The organism is Alcanivorax sp. HI0083, assembly GCF_001635175.1.
The window spans coordinates 1-670 of record NZ_LWFX01000194.1 but is presented as its reverse complement, the minus strand read 5'-3'; the positions used below and the strand labels follow the sequence as shown (position 1 = coordinate 670).

Below are 670 nucleotides of genomic sequence, written 5' to 3'. Positions count from 1 at the left end.
ATCCACGACCTCAAACACCATGTGGTGCAGACCCGTGCCATCATCTGTATCACCGATATACATGCCCGGACGTTTACGTACGGCATCCAATCCTTTCAGCACCTTAATGCTGGATGAATCGTAATTCTTCTCTGCCATGGTATTTCCTTATTTGCTCTCGGTGAGGGGGCGCAGCTTGCCATGTTCCACGTGGAACATTTTGCTATCCACCGCCTGTAATGCGTTATTGTCATTCACGATGGCAGCCCATTGGGGCATATCCAACGCTGTAATCAGTGTCTGGTGGCCCGTAGTCGCCAAATACCCCAACAACTGATTACGATGTTCTTCATCCAGTTCTGCCGCCAAATCATCCACCAGCAGCGTACAAACCTTTCCAGCCTGGCTAATCAACGGTAACTGGGCCAACACCATGCCATAGGCCACCAATTTGGCCTGCCCACGGGATAAACGGTCGCGGGCCACAACGCCATGACTTTCAATACGAATATCACTGCGATGGAATCCAGCCTGGCTGAAGCCACGCCGTAGATCATCTGGCTGAAGCCGCTCCAGGGCCTGCCCATAGGACTCATCTTTCTGCAGCCCTGTTTGCAGCCTGAGCCGAATTTTCAGCTCGGGAGCCAATACCACCAAGGCCTCATCCAAACCACGCTGTAGCGCAGCCAGA

Annotated in this window: 1 pseudogene; it reads right to left on the bottom strand. The window is 53.0% G+C overall.

Going from position 1 to position 670, the window contains the following annotated elements:
- Positions 1 to 147 precede the first annotated feature (147 nt).
- Positions 148 to 670: pseudogene (locus tag A3754_RS02050) on the bottom strand (DNA replication and repair protein RecF); the annotation flags it as partial.